Consider the following 17,753-nt stretch of genomic DNA (forward strand, 5'->3'; position numbering starts at 1 on the left):
CCAGATGCCGCATATCATCATCGATTATAGCCGGGGCGCAGGCGAGCGTGTGGCCATGGACCGGCTGACGCTGACCGTGCATCGCTGCGTTCGCGATGGCGGCCTGGTGAAACCTTCCGCCGTGCGCACGCTTGCGCGGGAGGCGACATACTCGTGCGTCGGCGACGAGCATGTCGATAATCATTTCATCCAAATCATCGTGCGGATGGCACCGGGTCGTACTGCAGAGACCAAGCAGAAGCTTCTCACTGCCGTTCTCGAGGCCGCACGGGCGATCGCCGCGCCTGCTCTCGAAGCGGGAAGGCTCGGCTTGCGCGCAGATCTCTACGAGTCGGACCCTGATTTTGCCGTTCAAGCAATCGCGTTCGCCTGACCAGAACGACCTACTCAAGAAGGACACTATGCTATGAGCCTGATCTACGTTCTCAATGGACCAAACCTCAACCTGCTTGGCAAACGCCAGCCGCACATCTACGGGCATGAGACGCTCGCAGACGTAGAAGCGGACTGCCGCAAACTGGCAGCCGAACTCGGCCATGAGCTCCGCTTTCATCAGAGCAACCGGGAATACGAGATCATCGATTGGATTCATGAGGCGCGCGAGGACGGTGCGGGCATCGTCATTAATCCGGCGGCCTTCACCCATACCTCACTCGCCATCCTCGACGCTCTGAACACATTTGAAGGGCCTGTGATCGAGGTCCACATCTCGAATGTGCACAAGCGCGAAAGCTTCCGACACCATTCGTTCGTTTCGCACCGCGCGGACGGCGTGATCTGCGGCCTTGGAACAGAAGGATACCAGCTTGGTATCCGGCGCGCGGCGACAATGATCAAGGCGGCGAACAAGGGCAGAGGTGACCATGACCGAGCGGGTTAAGCTGGCCGTCGTTGGGGCAGGCCTCATCGGTAAGCGCCATATCCAGCACGTCCTGGCCGAGCCCTCGGCGCAACTCAGCGCCGTGGTCGATCCCACATCGGTTGGCGAGACGATTGCGAAGGAAGCCGGCGTGAGGTGGTTTCCAAGCTTCGCGGACATGATTGCCGCAGACCGACCTGACGGGGTCATCGTGGCTACGCCAAACCAGGCTCACGTCCAGAACGGGTTGGAAGCCGTTGAATCCGGCGTTCCCGCACTCATCGAGAAGCCTATCGCCGACGACATTATATCCGGGGAAAAACTGATCGCAGCGGCCGAGGCAAAAGGTGTTCCTCTTTTGACCGGCCATCACCGCCGACACAATCCGGTGATGCAGAAGGCAAAGGAATTCATCGAAAGCGGGAAGCTCGGCCGCGTTCTTGTTGTCAATGCGATGTTCTGGCTGTTCAAGCCCGACGATTACTTCGACATCTCGTGGCGTCGTGAGCGCGGTGCGGGGCCGGTTTTCCTCAATCTCATCCACGATGTCGATAATCTGCGCTACCTTTTCGGCGACGTGTCTGCGGTTCAGGCACGCGAGTCCAGCGCGGTGCGCGGCAACGCAGTTGAGGAAACGGCGGTGATCCTGATCGAGTTCAAGAACGGAGCTTTGGGAACTGCGACAGTCTCGGACGCGGTGGTCGCACCGTGGAGCTGGGAGATGACAAGCGGAGAGAATCCGGCTTACCCCAAAACCGAGCAATCCTGTTACATGATCGGAGGAACGCACGGGTCGTTGGCTGTTCCGTCGCTCGAGGTCTGGCGCAATCCTGGTAAACGGAGTTGGTGGGAACCATTTGACCAAACGCGTATCGAGGTCGACGACGAGGACCCGCTCGTTCTGCAGATCAGGCAATTCTGCAAGGTGATCCGCGGAAACGAACCGCCGCTTGTCAGCGGGCGTGAGGGGCTCGAAACCTTGAGGGTAATCGATGCGGTAAAGCGCTCGGCGGCAACGGGAGAACGTATTGAGTTGAGCTGACGCCGAGTAATGTAACCGCCTGCTCGCTCTTCGCGTCTCCTTGCATCCGATGCGATGAGAACGCCGGCTCGACACCGGCGTTAGGCATCGCGCTTCTGGCGGAGGAAATCGTCGCCGCTCTGTCTTCGCTGCCATCGAAACGCACCTGTTTCAGCAGCGACTTAAGGCAGAATCAACGTCCGCCCTGCCGTCCTTTTTGCCATTCGGTACTTGGAGCCGGATGTCCGCAAGAAGTCGAACCGTGCCGTTCTTCACGAGTCCCGTGCGCGGCTTATTGCGAGGATGTTCACGTTCTGGGGCAAAAAGATCGCATGATGTATCGGCAGGAGGGCGGCCGTTCTGAGGCAGGCAGCTATGCAGTTCTATCGATTTTCGGGATCAACTCCAGTTCGCTGTGAAGATGGCCCTGAATGACTTGCTCGCTTCCCAAGAACTGGCAGAAAGAAAGGTGTTCGCCAAAGTTATAGCTGTGCTTAGCTGGATTGCTCCGGATTGGCGTTCAGCACTTGTTGGAGACCAGCAGCTTTTGCCTTGGGATCACCTTCAGAGACCTTCACAGTTGGATGCGCGAATTCGATTCCGTTTTCGTCGAACGCTCTTTTAATGAGCGGATAGGCCCGCCTGCGCACCGTGCTTTGGGCCCCTGGTTTCGTCGTCGTTTTGAGTTTGAGTTGAATGCCGTAAGTTCCGAATTCACCAACAGCATTCATCTTCAGAGGCTCGATGATCATCGGCGCGAGCTCGGGGTCCTCCGTCATTTGCTGACCGATCCGGTTGATCAGATTTCGCGCCTTTTCAAGATCCGTGTCATAGGTAACCGGATCGTGTCCACGTAGGTGGTGTAGCTGGCGGCTGATTGCCGTGCTTTCCGCCCCAGGTCGGAGCGATTATCAGCGGGCCACAGCGGGCAAGCTGATTTGGGGATCATCGCTCATTTGAGCCATGGTCTCAAGGGTCAGGTATCTGCCTCGCTGGACGGTCCACTCATCGTTCGCCTCCATGAGCAATGCGCCGACGAGACGGACTATGGCTTCATCGTTGGGAAAGATGCCGACGACCTCGGTGCGGCGTTTGATTTCGCCGTTGAGACGCTCAATCGGATTCGTCGAGTGCAACTTCGCCCGGTGCTCTTTCGGAAAGGTCATGTAGGCGAGCACATCGTCTTCAGCGTCATCCATGATCATGGCGAGCTTCGGCACTTTTGGTCTGATCTGGTCGGCGACGCTGCGCCATTGAGCGCTGGCCGCCTCCGGCGTCTCCTGGGCAAAGGCTGTAGCGATGAAGGCGGAAACAACTCGCCTCCCGCTCTTTCCGGCATGTGCCAGCGCATTCCTCATGAAGTGAACGCGGCACCGCTGCCATGTGGCGTTGAGAACCTTGGAAACGGCAGCTTTGATGCCCTCATGCGCATCGGAGACAACCAGCTTCACCCCGCGTAGACCTCGCCGTGTCAGCCGACGCAAAAACTCCGTCCAGATTGGCTCAGCTTCCGATGTGCCGACTTCCATACCCAGGACTTCGCGCCGACCGTCGCTGTTGACCCCGACCGCAATGATGACGGCGACCGAGACGATCCGGCCGCCACGCCGGACCTTGAGGTAGGTCGCATCGACCCAAACATAGGGCCATTCGCCTTCAATGGGGCGGTCAAGGAACGCCTTCACCTTGACGTCGATCTCCTCGCACAGCCGCGACACCTGGCTTTTGGAGATGCCGCTCATCCCCATCGCTTTGACCAGATCATCGACCGACCGCGTCGATATTCCTTGGATATACGCCTCCTGGATAACAGCCGTCAGAGCCTTCTCTGCCATGCGGCGCGGTTCGAGGAAGGTCGGAAAGTAGCTGCCCTTGCGCAGCTTCGGAATGCGAAGCTCGACCGTGCCAGCTCGCGTCTCCCAATCGCGGTCACGGTAGCCGTTGCGCTGTGCAAGCCGCATCGGGTTCTTCTCCCCGAACCCTGCACCCGTAACTGAGCCGACCTCCAGCTCCATCAGCCGTTCAGCGGCAAAGCCGATCATCTCGCGCAACAAATCGGCATCAGCGCTCTTCTCAACGAGCGAGCGCACGTTCATCATGTCAGTGGTCATCAGTGATCTTTCCGTCAGGTTGTGTCTTGAACAACCCGACCCTAGCGGAAAACACTGATGGCCGCCCGCACAGCCCCTCACTCGCTACAGCGCCATTTGGGGGCGCGCTCGCGAGCGGCTGTGCTACCGCCGAACTACACCACTCGGTGGGACACGATCGGTAACCGTCACGAGAAGTTTGTCGATCGCATAGTCGCGACTGCCGTTCTGCACCGCGCCCAATGCACTAAAAGGAATTGTGAACACAGCGCCGTTCTGATGCCGCAGACGAACGGAACGCAGGCTGAACGACTCTACAGTCCCGCTGTAATTGCCCGACTGGATGAATTCGCCCACACGAAAAGCGTCGTCCAGGAGATAGAAGACCCCGCTGATGATATCCTTCACCAGGGTCTGCGCTCCGAAGCCAACTGCCAAACCGACAACCCCGGCGCTCGCAATCAGTGGTCCGATTTCGATTCCGAGCGTAGACAGGGTCATCAACACAGCAAGGGTCGCGCATATCACCATTGCGAAATTGCGCGCGACCGGTAGCAGCGTTCGCAACCTCGTTTGCTTCGCACTCACCTCGGCGGCGCTGGAACCGGCCCTATCAACCCGCGCAATCTTTGCGTCTATTGCAAGGCGTGTGAATCGCCACAACGCGTCAAAAGCAAGAAGGATGGCGAGAACAATCACACATGCGCGCGTCAACTTTAGGATCGCATCATCGCTTGTCGCCAAATGCGGGAAGCCGATCCCCCACACCCTCGCAAGGATCCACAACGCGAGGCCGATCAGGAATGCCCGTGCCAGCGTGTCAATCATCACCATGGAAGTGGATGAAATTTGATCGTCTGCCTGGCCTCGCTCATTCGCAAAAAGATATCCCGTCAGGGTACGGACGAAGCGAAGCGCAATCGGGGTCGATAAACCAATTGCAAGTGACCAGAAGAGATGCGCCGCACCGCTAACCCATATCAACCACAGGCCGACGACAAGGAATGTTGCGGCCCATCGGCCTAAGGTGCTGTTCTTTATCGACTTAGGAGCGCGTGAGGCTTCGAGCGATGGCGTTTGCCAGATAACGGTGATGCCGATCGCCACTAAACCGAGCCCCATGACGTAAGAGATTAGCTCCGTAGCCAGGGGGTCCATGCCACTCAGCCGTGATGTTTCAGCGATTGCAGTTCCAAATAAGAACCACCCAGCCGCTGTGAGCGGCCAGAACAGATCGCAATTGCGCGAAGCCCTATCATGGGCGGCGAGTGTCAATGGGCGTTCTCGTTGCTCCTCTCTCACCGAGAAAAGCACTTGTAAAACGCCACGCAGGAGCATCCATGCCGTGACCGTTGCCAAAAGGGTCAAAAGGATCGGATCAGCCAGTGGAGTCCGCTCATAGAAGAGGAGGGGACTGAAACAAGCGATGCAGAATGCGATGAACCCGGCCATTTCTTGCACGAGGGAGCGTCCCATCAGGCAGCGGCGATGAGACCCAAGCGCTTCGCCTTCCGCTACATCGGCCGGATAGTCGGTGCTGAGGCGACTCTTGACGAGAGACAAGGCTGCAAGTCCCAAACCCACCAGCACGCCCGCCGTGGAAAAAATTGTGATAAAGCCGGCGCCGTCGCTCGCCAACCGCAGTCGCTGTGTTGCCTTTTCCACCTCGGTATTCATGCGTGGCACAACTTGCCAAAGCTCGTTGAGATGCACTCGTATCGCCTTTAGACGTTCCGAAAAGGCTTTTCCGAAGGAACCGTCGGATAACAGGTCCTTGTGGCTTTCGGAGGCGCCACTGGCTTGTTGTCGGGCGCGGAGCCAATCCTGAACATCACTTTTCCCGAGTAGGTCCAGAAACTCTTCGACGTTGGGTGTTAACCCGGCGGTGTGATTGGTGTCCGCCAAGACGGGCTGCGGGATTGCAAAAAGGAGCAGGCCGATCAGAGTTGCTGCGCGTAATAACACAGCGCGTTGTTCGACCGCCGTCCAAGAGCGGATCTTCGTTTGCACGGAAATACGTCCCTTCCGAAAAGTCTTATCTTGTTCGGCTCTGATGCCTTTGGCGCGGTACTCCAACACTCGCAAATGTCTTCAAAAGCGAATCGTGAAACCGACGATCGGACCCTGTTGCACGACATCGAAAATGAAGCCGTTGTCACGGTAATCAACGCCGAGCGCCCTGTAACCAATTGTGGCCGAAATCGTCTCGTTGACGTTGTATCCAACCCCTGCCATCACATCCCAGTCGATGTTGGCACCGCCACCAGATCGTGTCCCACCGAGTGGTGTAGTTCGGCGGTAGCACAGCCGCTCGCGAGCGCGCCCCCAAATGGCGCTGTAGCGAGTGAGGGGCTGTGCGGGCGGCCATCAGTGTTTTCCGCTAGGGTCGGGTTGTTCAAGACACAACCTGACGGAAAGATCACTGATGACCACTGACATGATGAACGTGCGCTCGCTCGTTGAGAAGAGCGCTGATGCCGATTTGTTGCGCGAGATGATCGGCTTTGCCGCTGAACGGCTGATGGAGCTGGAGGTCGGCTCAGTTACGGGTGCAGGGTTCGGGGAGAAGAACCCGATGCGGCTTGCACAGCGCAACGGCTACCGTGACCGCGATTGGGAGACGCGAGCTGGCACGGTCGAGCTTCGCATTCCGAAGCTGCGCAAGGGCAGCTACTTTCCGACCTTCCTCGAACCGCGCCGCATGGCAGAGAAGGCTCTGACGGCTGTTATCCAGGAGGCGTATATCCAAGGAATATCGACGCGGTCGGTCGATGATCTGGTCAAAGCGATGGGGATGAGCGGCATCTCCAAAAGCCAGGTGTCGCGGCTGTGCGAGGAGATCGACGTCAAGGTGAAGGCGTTCCTTGACCGCCCCATTGAAGGCGAATGGCCCTATGTTTGGGTCGATGCGACCTACCTCAAGGTCCGGCGTGGCGGCCGGATCGTCTCGGTCGCCGTCATCATTGCGGTCGGGGTCAACAGCGACGGTCGGCGCGAAGTCCTGGGTATGGAAGTCGGCACATCGGAAGCTGAGCCAATCTGGACGGAGTTTTTGCGTCGGCTGACACGGCGAGGTCTACGCGGGGTGAAGCTGGTTGTCTCCGATGCGCATGAGGGCATCAAAGCTGCCGTTTCCAAGGTTCTCAACGCCACATGGCAGCGGTGCCGCGTTCACTTCATGAGGAATGCGCTGGCACATGCCGGAAAGAGCGGGAGGCGAGTTGTTTCCGCCTTCATCGCTACAGCCTTTGCCCAGGAGACGCCGGAGGCGGCCAGCGCTCAATGGCGCAGCGTCGCCGACCAGATCAGACCAAAAGTGCCGAAGCTCGCCATGATCATGGATGACGCTGAAGACGATGTGCTCGCCTACATGACCTTTCCGAAAGAGCACCGGGCGAAGTTGCACTCGACGAATCCGATTGAGCGTCTCAACGGCGAAATCAAACGCCGCACCGAGGTCGTCGGCATCTTTCCCAACGATGAAGCCATAGTCCGTCTCGTCGGCGCATTGCTCATGGAGGCGAACGATGAGTGGACCGTCCAGCGAGGCAGATACCTGACCCTTGAGACCATGGCTCAAATGAGCGATGATCCCCAAATCAGCTTGCCCGCTGTGGCCCGCTGATAATCGCTCCGACCTGGGGCGGAAAGCACGGCAATCAGCCGCCAGCTACACCACCTACGTGGACACGATCCGCCACCACCGACAAGACCCCATCCAATCGCGTAGAAGTTTGGTGTGAGATTATAGGTGCCGCGCACCCCAGCGAGGCCATCGACCCATGTGGCGCTGTCGGTATAGCTGTGCCCACCGAGAATTCCGCCGTTGAAGGAAATCTCGGTCTCCACTGACCACACCCGCAGGCCGCCGACGACATCCAGGCGGCCCTCAGGTCCTTCAAGGACCGAGTAACCCACGCCGAAAAGGCCAGCGAATGTCTGAGTGTCGACGTCGACACTCGTCGCCAACAAACCATGTGGCGTGTTATCGCCGGCGGAAAGCTTGGTGTAGATCAGGTCGCCGAAAACGCTGAATCGCCCGTTCCGGGCCTCTCCCATGAGCATTCCGCCAAAATCAAGATTGTCGAAAATGTCACTGAAGCTCGCGTCCATGTTGACCGTGGGAAGACCAAACTGTGCGGTCTCGCCAGAAAGGCCTGCCGCCCAGAAGTAGGGCGTGATCGAATAGGTCCATCGTTCCTCGATCGCAGGAACGTCGTCCGATGCTCGATTAGCATTAAGGTCAGCTGCCATCAGCGGCCCGCACAAGAGCGCGCTCGCGACGCTGGCGGCCGTAACATGTCTCTTCATAAAATGCTCCGTTTTTTCAAGAAATCCATCAGCGGCAAGGGAAAAGGATAGAAGCCGTAAGACGTATGATCGTGGCCGCGCGCGCCGGCGTAGGGCTTCGCGAAAGGCTACGCGCCGGGTGCTACTTGCCCCCTACGTCGGCGTGGCAGGGGCTTCTCCATTAAGGGACACCGAAGCCTTGGCGCATCTTTTCCTTGGTTGTCCCTCAATTCTGTCGCGCGCCACACGCTGATTTAGATTCCGCCCGTTGTTTTGACGTACAGTCCTTGACCGCGATCTCGTGCTCAGCGCCCGACCGGCCCGCTAACCCACTGAGGTGGTGAGCGTAGTTTTCGCGAGAGGCTTGATCGACAACAGCAACTGGTGCGGCAAGGATCAGGCCCGCAGCGCTGCCCGCCGCCGCCGCAACCCCCGTCGTTCCAGCGATGAGGTGATCCCCAAGGCCCATCTTGCTGTCGGTCAACGTCTGGCCTTCGGAAATCCGGGCGCCGATTAATTGGACCACTTGCGGCGATTCTGCGAACTTGCCATGGTGCATGCTGTCTCCGGCCTTCACCTTGGTCAGATCAATGACGGTGATGTCGTGGTCCGCCAACTCTTGCTTGTAAGGGGCCTGCTCCGGATCGATCGATCCCAGTCGGGGAATGTCACCCCAGACCCTGCGCGAGAAAGCCAGTGCCCGGTCGTCCTGCGACACGAACAGGGTGAACCGCGGGTGCTGATTGCCCATGTCCTCGATCTGCGAGCGGAACACATCGACGTCGACGTCGGGGGCCGCGAGCATCACGTTTTTGAACTTTGCCGGCAGGCGTCCGTTACGGATTGCCATTTGGCGAAGCGCTTCCAACGTGAGCCAGTTCCCCATCGAATGAGCCAGGATCGAAACATCCTTCACCTCCTCGTCCGCAGCCAGATATTGGAACAGTGATTCCAGCGCGTTGCGGGTATAGTTGGTGCTTTCGCGGTCATAGCCGTAAGCCAAGAGGCTGCCCCGCGATGGCCAGGTCACAAGAACGGGCGCGCTCTTGACGCCGGAATCATGGACGATCTGGGCAAAACGGTAGACGGAGTCTTCGAAGCGATTGTTGAACCCGTGGATGAACACGAGCACGCTTTGGTCGGGACTCTTCCTGACTGAAGCGTTCAGCCAGGCCTTAGCTTCAGTTTTGGTCAATTCGTCCGCTTTCAGGGTTGCGAAGTCGGTGACCGGATTGGGAGGCAGCTTCTTTGGCCACGCGACATCGCCAACCTTTCGGATAGGAGGGATAGATACGGTGATGTCCGCAAACGTTGGCGCACGCGCGCGCTCGCCGGTGAACATTTCTCCGGGTATTTCCGAGCGGTCGCGCGTGGTCGTGATCAGCATTTCGACGCGGCTTGCATCGGCGGACGTCTCGACGACGGGCGTCAGCACACCCTTCGGATGGCCGCCGCATCCGGAAACGGAAATGAGCGTAAGGCAAAGGATCATCCGGCGTAGACGGCTTGAGAATGAACCGACGCGCTCATCGCTGGTGTTTGTGTTGATCAAAACGCTTCCAACTTTCCCCTGAAATTTCGGGCCCTAGCAGTAATAGACGCCAACGGCGCAGCGCCGCACGGTTCGTCGAGCGACGCCCGCGACGCTGACAGGTGTCAGCGGCCGACCGACACGAGCCTCAGCGGGCTTCGGAAAACCGTAGGGCCTGAGGGTCGCTGCCTGCTCAACGGCATCGATCGCGGGAAGCAACAGCGCGGCAATAAACAGAACGGTCTTCAGTCTCCCGTGCGCGATCATTTGTAGTCTCCCATGGTCAGGTGGTCGGGTAGTTCGTCAATGTCGGCAAGATCCTTCAGGTCGACCTTCCTGGCGTCGGTCTTGTTGACGAAGCTATAGTCTTCCGCCACGACATCGACGCCCGTCTTCCAGTCCGAAATTTGGATGCTGTATTGCGGACCTTGATCGACCCGGCTGGCGGTAATCACGTAGCGGCAGGGATGGGGGTTTTCTCCCTGCGCGATCCAAATCTGCCAGTCGACGTCTTTCGCCCGGAAAGCGAGGTGGTCGCATTCGACACCCCCGATCACCCCACTGCCGAGGTCCTTTACGTCGGTTACGCCCTCCATCAGCTTGTCATAGGTGTCGGGCAGGAGCAGGTCCGCACCGGGCACCGGCTTGCCGAGCTTGTCGCGCATTGCATCGACCAGATGCTCGACCGTGCCGGGGAGATCCACCTGGGTGTAAAGGTTTATATCCTTTCCGACCAGCGTCACCGTCTTGCCGTCGAAAATCAATTCAACATTGGCGAAGCCGCCAGACCGCGTGGCGCGCAGTTTGTCCGGTCGCCCCAACTCGATCTTGCCGGAACTCGCGAGCAGCAATTTCTGATGATCCTTGGTGACGACTTCCAGGTTTGAATCGTAGGCGAAGGATATCGCCTTTTGTGAAGAGAGGTAGTCTGACATCGCCTTGAGGAGGCTTTTGGCCTCGGCTTCTGACGCCAGCGTTTCTGCTTGCGGCATCAGCCCCAATAGTAAAGTGAACGCGGCGGTTGAAAGGGCAGTATTCGTATTCCAGCGGATCATCGGCCTATGCCTCTTGGTGCTTGGCAAACGTCAGTCGCCGGCTGGCGTCTGATATCGACAAACTGTAGACACCGCGGAGAACGAACACCCGTAACGTCTGGTAGGCTCTGTACGGGCAGACTGTAGAATCTGTCTGCCGCGGAAGCTTCAGGGGATTTTGAATGCGGCGGCGGCCAATACCTTCGCTTCGACTTCCTCGGCGCTCGGCACGGGAAGGCCCGCTTTGCGCAGCGACGCGATCATCCGGAGGTTGTCCCTCGGCTCGATGTTGCGCTTCCTGTGTTCTTCGATGATGTTCGGGATATAATCCGGGCGCATCTTCATGAAGATCTCTCCCTCGCGCCTGGCCTCATCCAGCAATCCAGCGTCGGCGAAGATTGCGGCTGCGACCAGGTGAAACAACGGGAACTTTTGTAGGTTCGTCTTCCGGATGAGGCTCACCGCTTTATCAGGATCGTTCAGCATATAGGCCGCGAGCGCTCGTGCTCCATAATAGTAGTTTGCGCCGCCGGGATTATGCGCAAGTGCGCGGTCAAGAAGATCTGCGCCGCGTTGCCACTGGCCGCAGATTGCGAGCCGTGTTCCGAACTCGCCCAACAGTTCGGTGTCGTTCGGGTTTAATGCCAGCGCCTCCTCGCCGACCTGAAGCGCCTCGGTGAGTTGTTGGTTGAAGTACAGTGCGATCATCAGGGATTGAAGCGCTCGGGTGTTTCCGGGTTCGAGTTCGATCGCCCGGCGGGCCGAGCGCAACGCTCGCTCGAGCGGAGTCGGTTGACCAGTCCTGAGGTTGAAGCGGAAGCGGTCCTCATCGATATAGACGATGGACGACATTGCCCATGCGGTCGCATACGTTGGATAACGCGCTACGACGCTTTCGAGGCACTCTCGAGCGGCCAAGTGCGTTTCCTGGCTCAGCTCCGAACGGTACGCGTAGAAGCGGAGCGTGCAGTTGTACACACCGAGGTCGTCTGGCGGTGGGTTTACTGTGGCAGCCTGCGCGATGACGCCGTATGGCTGGGCAACAGCGGTCGCGACCTTGCTCGCAACGTCGGATTGGATGACGAAAAGTTCCCGGCTTGTTAGGTCGTCATCGTAGGTCTGCGACCAGAGAATTGCTCCGTCGGATGTGTCCAACAGACGCGCCGTCACCCGGACCTTGGGACCAGACACCCTGACGCCGCCTGCAAGCAGATAGCGAGCACCGAGCCCACCACGAATTTCGGAAGCCTCAACCTGTGGGGAGAGAGACTTCGACGTTTCGCGGCCGAAGACCATGATCTCCTTGAACCGTGGCAGGGCGGTGAGCAGTTCCTCTGTCAGCCCGGCTGCGTACAGATGAGCCTGCGGACCGTCGCCGAGATTGGCAAAAGGTGCGATGACCAGTGTCGGCTCGTCGGGCAACTTTGCGGTTCCGCCCCGTTTCGCGGCCTCAATTACACGCTCGCTCCCCCAGTATGTCAGCGCGGCAAGACCGATGACCCCAACAAGGCCAAGCGTCAGCCACCCACGACGCGCCCAAGATTGACCGAGCTGTTTGCCCCCTTCCTCAGCAGAGGCAGGGACGGGGGGCGTAGAAATTGGACCATTCCAGGCGAATGAAGGCGCGTAGCGTCCTTTGGGAATATCTATCCTGACGGGATCGTCCTGTCCGGCCACGAGATAATAGCGCTCGAGCGCACGCCTCAGCCGCCCGGCCTCGATTCGGACGACCGGGTCATCCTGAGTGAAGTCTTCGCTCCGCTTGAATACCTCGACCGCGATGGTGTAGCCCTTTAGGCGCTGGGCTCGTCCCGCAAGGGCCTCCTCGACGACGAAACTGAGAAACGCCGGGCCTCGGCCTCCTTTGGGAAACTCGGCACTGGAAACGATGCGCGCAAGTTGGTCACGAATATCTGCCGGGCTTGGCACAGATCCTGACGATTCCGCCATATCCTCCGATCCGTGTGCCACAAAGGTGTCCATCAATCGCTCCAATTACGTGCCCAGCCGCGACAATCACAGATTTAGCTCGGCCCCTTGATGTAACCTACGCTGCCGAGATCGTCTCGTCCAGAATCAGGCCGGACACAACAGCGACTATTATTGCGCTGATAGAGATCATTCGAGCAGCGGTAGGTGCCGGTTTCGAAGCATCCCTGACGTTCTTTTCTGCGCGGCCGCCGCTCTCCAACGTCGTGCGCAGAAGAAGTTAGACGAGTGCATTTAGGCGGATTCGCAGGGAATATTTGAAGGAGTTTCGCGGTCGACACGGTGAATGACGGGCGCTCGAGCGGTCGTGCAAGTGCTGCCACAACCGGTAGAGAGCACCTTTGAGGCCTCGCCTGTCGCCGGATGCGGCTCACGGAAACCGCACCGATAGCCTTTCGTGGTTGCTTTTCGTCCAGCGCGGAGCGCCCCTGTTGGAAAGTGGCGATGACGTCCCAGGGAGTGGTGTAGCTTCGGCGATCGCCGTGCTTTCCGGACGGAGCCGGGAATGGGTCAGCTTGCCGCAGCGGGCAGGCTGATGAGCGGATCATCGCTCATTGCGGCGATGGTCTCAAGGGTCAGGTATCTGGAGCGCTGGACGGCCCACTCGTCGTTCTGTTCGAGCAGCAATGCGCCGACGAGGCGGACGATGGCGTCATCGTTGGGGAAGATGCCGACAACCTCGGTGCGCCGCTTGATCTCCCCATTGAGGCGCTCGATGGGGTTGGTGCTGTGAAGCTTGGCCCAGTGCTGCCTGGGAAAGGTCATATAGGCGAGCACGTCTTCTTCAGCGGTGTCCATGAGTTGGGCGAGCTTCGGCACTTTCGGCCTGATCTGGTCGGCGACGTTACGCCACTGAGTGCTTGCGGTCTCCGGCGTATCTTGGGCGAAGGCTGTGGCGATGAAGGCGGAGACCACTCGTCGCCCGCTCTTTCCGGCATGGGCCAGCGCGTTTCTCATGAAGTGAACCCTGCACCTCTGCCAGGTGGCCGATAGAACCTTGGAGACGGCGGCCTTGATCCCTTCATGGGCATCGGAGACGACGAGCTTGACGCCTCTGAGACCCCTTCGCGTCAGTTTGCGCAGAAAATCCGTCCAGATCGGCTCGGCCTCGGACGTGCCAATCTCCATGCCCAAGACCTCGCGCCGTCCGTCGGTGTTGACGCCGACGGCGATGATGACGGCGACCGAGACGATGCGGCCACCGCGACGAACCTTCAGATAGGTGGCGTCGATCCACAGATATGGCCAGTCGCCTTCAATGGGGCGGCTGAGGAACGCCTTCACCTTGTCGTCGATCTCCTCGCACAACCTCGAGACCTGGCTCTTGGAGATGCCGCTCATGCCCATCGCCTTGACCAGGTCGTCGACGGAGCGGGTCGAAACGCCCTGGATGTAGGCTTCCTGTATCACGGCCGTCAGAGCCTTCTCGGCCATGCGGCGCGGCTCGAGAAAGCTCGGGAAATAGGTGCCGGTACGCAGCTTCGGGATGCGCAGTTCCACGGTCCCGGCCCGTGTTTCCCAGTCGCGCTCGCGGTAGCCGTTACGTTGGGCAAGCCGAAAGGCGCTCTTCTCGCCATAGGCTGCGCCCGTCTTCGCCCCGACCTCCAGCTCCATCAGCTTCTCGGCGGCAAAGCCAATCATCTCCCGCAGCAAATCCGCGTCCGCGCTCTTCTCAACAAGCGAGCGCAGGTTCATCATCTCGTCGGTCATCGGTGATCTTTCCATCAGGTTGAGCTTGAACAACCCGACCCTACCGGAAAAACACTGATGGCCGCCTTCCTGCTACACCACTCCCTGGGACGTCATCAAAGTGGCTGCCGCGCGCGCCACGGCGCTGATCGGCAACGACGTCATCGGCTCAAGACACGAGATCTTTCCTGGGTAGCCGCCATGCCCCGACGCAAGGATTTTAGCAGCGTCCACCATCGCGTGCAGTCTCCGTGCCTGCGAGAATGCCGACCGTAGCAGGGGCGTTGGATACTGTAACGTACTTCCCTTTTGGCGATCGCATCGAGCATGTCAACGCTGGCTCACACCTCGGCGATGGCCGGGGCAGCGGAGTTTAACGCTGTTTTCAATCGGACTTGCCAATGACGAACAGATTCGCGGTTTTCGGGGGAACGATAGTTCTCACTGTTCTTGCCCTCGCCACCATTGGTCGGGCAGACACCATCAGCTATGCCGACGCGGTGAGCTTGCTCGCCAACGATTGCGGTTCGGATATCAGGAAGTACTGCAAGGGGCTCAACCTCGGCGGCGGTCGTATTCAGACCTGTCTCGAGCAGAACGAGGGCAAAGTCTCCCCGGCCTGTACCGTGACACTGGCGAACGTGATCACATCGATACGTCAACGTCAGGCGGCGCAGTCGTCTTTTGCGACGATTTGCCAACACGACATCGCCCAGTACTGCAAAAGCGTCAAAGGTGAGGGCAATGTTCTTTCCTGTCTGAACAAGGCGACGCGCGTGAACGAAGGACAATGCGGCCAGGCCATCATCGACGCCGGATGGCGTTGAGACCTTCTTGAGGACGAAAGGCAAGACGATGAAGAGGATCCAATTTAGCGCGTTGCTGACGATCGGGCTCATAATGTCCGCCAGCGAGGGGGTGGCGCAGGAAATCAATGACATGCAACTTGTACGTACGCTCGGCAGGGTGGAAAGTGCTGCGCCCGCAATCGACGTCGCGCTTCTCGCAGAGGAGGCATCGGCAAGTGCAGGCAAAGGTATCGCCAACCTTCCGGACTGGCAGAAACTTTCCACGTTGTCGCAACTGATCGTAGACATCGAATTCGAAAACGACTCCGTCGCCATCGAGCCAAAATCTTACCGCACGGTCGGCCTGATCGCCGACGCGTTGCATCATCCCAACCTGCGGCGTTACAAATTTCTCGTCGTCGGTCACACGAGTTCGACGGGAGACGCGCAACACAATCTCGAACTCAGCGCGCGGCGCGCCAACGCCATAACTGAGGCGCTTTCGACCACGTTTGCGATTGCACCAGACCGCTTGTACTCGATCGGCGTCGGCGAGGAGTGGCCGCTCGATGCAGCCAACCCGAAAGCGGCGGAAAACCGGCGGGTCCAATTGGTCAACCTCGGTCTCGTCAAATAGCTCGCGTCTAGCCGGTCTTAATCCTGGAGTTGGCGACGAGATTTTCCGGATAGTCGCATTTCGTTACAAGAGTTTTTGGAGGGATAGTAATGAATATCACGCGTCGTGAGGTAACAGTTGCCGGTCTTGGGCTGATGGCCGCTAGTTCCATGGGGTCTTCGGCTGACGCCAACGACGGACTGGTGGCAAATTTGCCGGAAGGTCTAGACGAATTCGCCTTGGCCGTCGAGGCCTACATCTACGCCTATCCGCTGGTGACAATGGAGATCACCCGGCGCGTGATCACCAACGTCGCCGAGGTCGAAGGAACCCGGGGTCCGATGGGGCATGTCATCAAACTGCGCCAGTATCCGGATGCCAAATTCCGCGACGTGACGGCGCCCAACGCCGATACGCTCTATACGACCGCATTCTTCGATGTGGGTGATGAACCCTGGGTGGTCAGCCTGCCCGACCTCAAAGATCGTTATGCTCTGTTTCCGATGCTGGACGGCTGGACGACGGTGTTCGACGTTCCTGGAAAGCGGACGACCGGTACAGGGGCGCAGACCTTCGTGGTGACCGGTCCTGGGTGGGAAGGCAAGCTACCGGAGGGCATGACCCAGTACAAGTCGCCGACAAGTATCGTCTGGTTGCTCGGGCGCATCTACTGCGCGGGCACCCCAGAGGACTACGCGGAGGTTCACAAGCTGCAGGATGAAGTGAAGCTTTGCCCCTTGAGCGCATGGGGCAAGGACTGGACCCCATCCAAGGGCAAGGTCGATCCGTCGATCGATATGAAGACTGCTGTTCGCGAGCAAGTCAACCAGATGGACGCCGTCGAATACTTCACCCTGTTCGCCGAACTTCTGAAAAGAAACCCGCCGAGCGAAGCAGACGCACCGATGGTGGCCAAGCTCGCCGAGCTGGGGATCGTTCCCGGCAAGGACTTCGACAAGACCAAGTTCGACCCCGCCTTTGCGAAGCGCGTCCCTGAGCTCGGTTTTGCCCGCATCATGCTGCATTTCAAATTCAGCGACGGCGACGTTCAGGACATCGACGGCTGGGGTTTCACAACGAAGACCGGCATCTACGGCACCAACTATGTCCAGCGTGCCTTGATCACCGCGATCGGTCTCGGGGCAAACCGGCCGCAGGATGCGATCTACCCAACGTCGACGAAGTCCGGAGGCGGTCTGATCAAGCGCGCCTACAATGGGTCCGAGAAGTATGTGTTGACGTTCAAGAAAGGTCTTACTCCGCCGGTTGGGGGCTTCTGGTCACTGACCATGTATGATGCGGGATACTTCTTTGTCGACAACCCGCTGAACCGTTATTCGATCAGTGCAAGGGAGCCGCTCAAGGCCAACCCGGATGGCTCTATCGACCTGTTGATCCAGCACGAATCTCCGGGAGCGGACATGGAATCAAACTGGCTGCCGGCCCCTAAGGGGAAGTTTATCCTCATGATGCGCCTGTATTGGCCGAACGAGGGCAATCCCTCCATCATCGACGGCTCCTGGACGATCCCGCCAGTGAGAAATGTGAGCTGATTGCACGCTGGCACGAGGCGGCTTTGCGCCGCCTCGTTCACTGCCGTCACCCCTGCACGTGAGGATTCGGCTCCGCCGCACGCCAGGTCTCACCGATCGCCGTCGCGGTTCGCTCAGTCCTTTCCCCGAGCTGGCGCCGTGGCGGCTAACACGTCGATGACGCTCGACCCGGAGCGGGATTTGACAAGAGGACGGTTTGAAGCCGTCGGAGTTTGCCCGATCAAACGGACAAGCAGAGTCGGTTTTTTCCAAATCAATGGCAGCTGTAAGGGAAGGCCTAATGGCGCCGGCAG

The 17,753-nt window shown here is 59.0% G+C and carries 16 protein-coding genes; 7 read left to right on the forward strand and 9 right to left on the reverse strand.

The annotated features are described in order from the left end of the window. The first annotated feature begins 4 nt into the window (after positions 1 to 4). Genes QM996_RS30530 through QM996_RS30540 form a run of 3 tightly spaced genes read left to right on the forward strand, consistent with a single transcriptional unit; the run spans position 5 to position 1,901 of the window. The gene (locus QM996_RS30530) at positions 5 to 373 is read left to right on the forward strand and encodes a 5-carboxymethyl-2-hydroxymuconate Delta-isomerase (protein WP_334197532.1); all 369 of its coding nucleotides are present in this window, start codon (positions 5 to 7) and stop codon (positions 371 to 373) included. 33 nt (positions 374 to 406) lie between these two features. Beyond that, on the forward strand, positions 407 to 880 hold the full coding sequence (gene aroQ / locus QM996_RS30535; RefSeq protein WP_334197533.1) for a type II 3-dehydroquinate dehydratase: 474 nt from the start codon (positions 407 to 409) through the stop codon (positions 878 to 880). Beyond that, on the forward strand, positions 864 to 1,901 hold the full coding sequence (locus QM996_RS30540) for a Gfo/Idh/MocA family protein (RefSeq protein WP_334197534.1): 1,038 nt from the start codon (positions 864 to 866) through the stop codon (positions 1,899 to 1,901). The genes aroQ and QM996_RS30540 overlap by 17 nt, the downstream gene beginning before the upstream one ends. A gap of 473 nt (positions 1,902 to 2,374) precedes the next feature. Here the strand turns inward: QM996_RS30540 and QM996_RS30545 are convergent, their stop codons facing one another. From QM996_RS30545 to QM996_RS30555, 3 genes are all read right to left on the reverse strand, one after another. After that, a complete protein-coding gene (locus tag QM996_RS30545; RefSeq protein WP_334197535.1) occupies positions 2,375 to 2,659 on the reverse strand; it encodes a mechanosensitive ion channel family protein in 285 nt (94 codons plus the stop codon). Between the two features lie 132 nt (positions 2,660 to 2,791). After that, positions 2,792 to 3,991 carry an IS256 family transposase gene (locus QM996_RS30550; RefSeq protein ID WP_058328756.1) on the reverse strand — a complete coding sequence of 400 codons (1,200 nt, stop codon included), beginning with the start codon at positions 3,989 to 3,991 and terminating at the stop codon, positions 2,792 to 2,794. 123 nt (positions 3,992 to 4,114) lie between these two features. After that, on the reverse strand, positions 4,115 to 6,049 hold the full coding sequence (locus QM996_RS30555) for a mechanosensitive ion channel family protein (protein WP_334197536.1): 1,935 nt from the start codon (positions 6,047 to 6,049) through the stop codon (positions 4,115 to 4,117). 346 nt (positions 6,050 to 6,395) lie between these two features. Here QM996_RS30555 and QM996_RS30560 point away from each other — a divergent pair, with 346 nt between their 5' ends. Further along, a complete protein-coding gene (locus QM996_RS30560; protein WP_058328756.1) occupies positions 6,396 to 7,595 on the forward strand; it encodes an IS256 family transposase in 1,200 nt (399 codons plus the stop codon). Here QM996_RS30560 and QM996_RS30565 read toward each other — a convergent pair. The 6 genes from QM996_RS30565 to QM996_RS30590 all read right to left on the reverse strand — a co-directional run bounded on the left by QM996_RS30565 (position 7,547) and on the right by QM996_RS30590 (position 14,524). Further along, the gene (locus QM996_RS30565; RefSeq protein WP_500270442.1) at positions 7,547 to 8,281 is read right to left on the reverse strand and encodes a hypothetical protein; all 735 of its coding nucleotides are present in this window, start codon (positions 8,279 to 8,281) and stop codon (positions 7,547 to 7,549) included. The two genes, QM996_RS30560 and QM996_RS30565, sit on opposite strands and share 49 nt — an antisense overlap. Positions 8,282 to 8,486: 205 nt before the next feature. After that, positions 8,487 to 9,752: an alpha/beta hydrolase gene (locus QM996_RS30570; RefSeq protein ID WP_334198725.1), complete on the reverse strand. Its 1,266-nt coding sequence runs from the start codon at positions 9,750 to 9,752 to the stop codon at positions 8,487 to 8,489. 93 nt (positions 9,753 to 9,845) lie between these two features. Further along, a complete protein-coding gene (locus tag QM996_RS30575; RefSeq protein ID WP_334197537.1) occupies positions 9,846 to 10,058 on the reverse strand; it encodes a hypothetical protein in 213 nt (70 codons plus the stop codon). Then, positions 10,055 to 10,846, reverse strand: a complete 792-nt coding sequence (locus QM996_RS30580; protein ID WP_500270443.1) for a DUF2092 domain-containing protein — start codon at positions 10,844 to 10,846, stop codon at positions 10,055 to 10,057. The genes QM996_RS30575 and QM996_RS30580 overlap by 4 nt, the downstream gene beginning before the upstream one ends. A 147-nt stretch (positions 10,847 to 10,993) precedes the next feature. After that, entirely contained in the window at positions 10,994 to 12,808 is a 1,815-nt protein-coding gene (locus tag QM996_RS30585; protein WP_334197538.1) for an adenylate cyclase, read from the reverse strand. 516 nt (positions 12,809 to 13,324) lie between these two features. After that, entirely contained in the window at positions 13,325 to 14,524 is a 1,200-nt protein-coding gene (locus tag QM996_RS30590) for an IS256 family transposase (protein WP_334141816.1), read from the reverse strand. A gap of 380 nt (positions 14,525 to 14,904) precedes the next feature. On the opposite strand from QM996_RS30590, the gene QM996_RS30595 reads away from it, so the two are divergent. The 3 genes from QM996_RS30595 to QM996_RS30605 all read left to right on the forward strand — a co-directional run bounded on the left by QM996_RS30595 (position 14,905) and on the right by QM996_RS30605 (position 17,460). Continuing rightward, complete coding sequence (locus QM996_RS30595) at positions 14,905 to 15,330, forward strand: hypothetical protein (RefSeq protein ID WP_334197539.1); 426 nt, start codon at positions 14,905 to 14,907, stop codon at positions 15,328 to 15,330. A 73-nt stretch (positions 15,331 to 15,403) separates the two neighbouring features. Then, positions 15,404 to 15,928 (forward strand): OmpA family protein, encoded by a 525-nt coding sequence (locus QM996_RS30600; RefSeq protein ID WP_500270520.1) that lies wholly within the window; start codon positions 15,404 to 15,406, stop codon positions 15,926 to 15,928. A gap of 89 nt (positions 15,929 to 16,017) precedes the next feature. After that, positions 16,018 to 17,460 carry a DUF1254 domain-containing protein gene (locus tag QM996_RS30605; protein ID WP_334197541.1) on the forward strand — a complete coding sequence of 481 codons (1,443 nt, stop codon included), beginning with the start codon at positions 16,018 to 16,020 and terminating at the stop codon, positions 17,458 to 17,460. Positions 17,461 to 17,753: the final 293 nt, after the last annotated feature.

The sequence above is a fragment of the Sinorhizobium chiapasense genome (assembly GCF_045277575.1).
GTDB lineage: Bacteria > Pseudomonadota > Alphaproteobacteria > Rhizobiales > Rhizobiaceae > Ensifer > Ensifer chiapasense_A.

Coding starts and splice junctions, on each gene's coding strand:
- QM996_RS30570 (WP_334198725.1), bottom strand. CDS start 9,752: ATGATCCTTTGCCTTACGCTCATTTCCGTTTCCGGATGCGGCGGCCAT.
- QM996_RS30595 (WP_334197539.1), top strand. CDS start 14,905: ATGACGAACAGATTCGCGGTTTTCGGGGGAACGATAGTTCTCACTGTT.
- QM996_RS30565 (WP_500270442.1), bottom strand. CDS start 8,281: ATGAAGAGACATGTTACGGCCGCCAGCGTCGCGAGCGCGCTCTTGTGC.
- QM996_RS30545 (WP_334197535.1), bottom strand. CDS start 2,659: ATGACGGAGGACCCCGAGCTCGCGCCGATGATCATCGAGCCTCTGAAG.
- QM996_RS30590 (WP_334141816.1), bottom strand. CDS start 14,524: ATGACCGACGAGATGATGAACCTGCGCTCGCTTGTTGAGAAGAGCGCG.
- QM996_RS30540 (WP_334197534.1), top strand. CDS start 864: ATGACCGAGCGGGTTAAGCTGGCCGTCGTTGGGGCAGGCCTCATCGGT.
- QM996_RS30600 (WP_500270520.1), top strand. CDS start 15,404: ATGTCCGCCAGCGAGGGGGTGGCGCAGGAAATCAATGACATGCAACTT.
- QM996_RS30580 (WP_500270443.1), bottom strand. CDS start 10,846: ATGATCCGCTGGAATACGAATACTGCCCTTTCAACCGCCGCGTTCACT.
- QM996_RS30550 (WP_058328756.1), bottom strand. CDS start 3,991: ATGACCACTGACATGATGAACGTGCGCTCGCTCGTTGAGAAGAGCGCT.
- aroQ (WP_334197533.1), top strand. CDS start 407: ATGAGCCTGATCTACGTTCTCAATGGACCAAACCTCAACCTGCTTGGC.
- QM996_RS30575 (WP_334197537.1), bottom strand. CDS start 10,058: ATGATCGCGCACGGGAGACTGAAGACCGTTCTGTTTATTGCCGCGCTG.
- QM996_RS30585 (WP_334197538.1), bottom strand. CDS start 12,808: ATGGACACCTTTGTGGCACACGGATCGGAGGATATGGCGGAATCGTCA.
- QM996_RS30560 (WP_058328756.1), top strand. CDS start 6,396: ATGACCACTGACATGATGAACGTGCGCTCGCTCGTTGAGAAGAGCGCT.
- QM996_RS30530 (WP_334197532.1), top strand. CDS start 5: ATGCCGCATATCATCATCGATTATAGCCGGGGCGCAGGCGAGCGTGTG.
- QM996_RS30605 (WP_334197541.1), top strand. CDS start 16,018: ATGAATATCACGCGTCGTGAGGTAACAGTTGCCGGTCTTGGGCTGATG.